At 63.7% G+C, this 1,473-nt stretch carries 2 protein-coding genes; one reads left to right on the forward strand and one right to left on the reverse strand.

The features are described 5' to 3' along the window. Window positions 1-281 (forward strand): LysR substrate-binding domain-containing protein (locus AYR66_RS24340; RefSeq protein ID WP_234815076.1); only part of this gene is annotated, 281 nt, incomplete at its 5' end. A 98-nt stretch (window positions 282-379) separates the two neighbouring features. On the opposite strand, the gene AYR66_RS24345 is transcribed toward AYR66_RS24340, so the two are convergent. Beyond that, window positions 380-1,473, reverse strand: a 1,094-nt coding sequence (locus AYR66_RS24345; RefSeq protein ID WP_206047311.1) for an ABC transporter substrate-binding protein, incomplete at its 5' end; no start/stop codon positions are given.

Here is a 1,473-nt window from a genome sequence, read left to right on the forward strand (position 1 = left end):
TCGTTTCCAATGACCTGCGGCTGCAACTGGAAGCCGCGAGGAATGGCATTGGCATTGCCTTGCTTCCCGAGCCGATCGTCGCAGCCTCCATCCAGTATGGTGCGCTGGTCCATGTCCTGCCAGAGTGGTCGGCGGCCACACACCTGATCCATCTGCTCTATCCTTCACCGAGAGGGATGCTGCCTTCGGTCAGGAGCCTGATCGATTACCTGCTGGCGCACCTTCCCGCCAGCATCGAGCAGTGGAGCGTGCTTGAGGAGCGCTCGCCCGGCGTTGAATGACGCAGCTGCCTGCTTCCGGCGGCGGCTGCATGGAAACAGGACGTAGACGCCTTCGCCGATAGTCACGTCCGTTCCGTTGCAGCAAGCCGCACAGGCAGTCAGGTACCCAGCTCCTGCAGCGCGTAGCGCCGGAAGCTGTCGTCGGTAAGAGCCGGCAGGTCCGGACGGCTGCGGATGTTGCCCATTTTCATGTGCCACTCGATCAGCTCGTCCACTGCCACGAATGACGGCGCACCGTCGGCCGGCAAGTCGACCATCGGCGTTTCCGGCAGCACGGTCATGTTGTACTTCTGCAGGATGGCCACGAGACCGGCGCCGTCGCGCGACTTGCTGATGAACGCTTCCCGGTAGTCGCGCAGCGCGCGCATGTACGCGACCATGTAGCGCCGTCCCGCCTCGGGATTCTTCTTCGTCAGTGTCGATGCGAACAGCAGGTAACCGTTCGGGAAGTTCGGGCGGAACTGGTCCATGGACATGACACGCACACCGTTGACACGCTTGAGCACCTGCGTTGCATGCGGCTCGTTGATGCAGCCGCCGTCGATCGACTTGTTGCCCAGGCCGGCGACAACGTTCGGCAGGCCGAGCTGGACGATCTCGAAATCCTTCTCGCTGACGCCACCACGGCGAGCCAGCTCGGAAACGAACCAGCTGCTGGGCGCGGCAAGGCCCGACGCGATCTTCATTCCCTTGATGTCGGCCGGCCCCTTGTAGCGGCCGCTGTCGACCAGGTCACGCCGCAGCACGAAGCTGATGGACCCATGTCCCGGCGAATGCTGGCCAGCGGTGGCGACGATGGTGAGATCGATATTGCGCTGGCGTGAATTGAAGATCATCGGGTTCGGCCCGCTGGCCAGCGCATCGATGGCGCCGATCGCCAGCGCCTGCGCCGCTTCACCGGAGCCGGGGAAAGCCTTCACTTCGACATCCAGTCCCTCTTCCTTGAAGTACCCCTTCTCCGCCGCGATGATCGATACCGCATCGAACATCGCGGAGATGATGCCGACCGACGCCTTCACCGGCGGGGACAGGGGCTTGCGTTTGGATGTTTGCGCCCAGCCGACGGCAGGCGCGGCGATCATGGCCGCCGTTGCGCCCAGCACAAGGCGGCGTTCCCTCGAAAATTGCTGTGTCATGATTGTCTCCTTGTATTTCGATGCGCGGCGTGCCTGCGCCGGCTGGCGCGCACGCC

It is taken from the genome of Noviherbaspirillum denitrificans, from assembly GCF_002211445.1.
GTDB lineage: Bacteria > Pseudomonadota > Gammaproteobacteria > Burkholderiales > Burkholderiaceae_D > Noviherbaspirillum > Noviherbaspirillum denitrificans.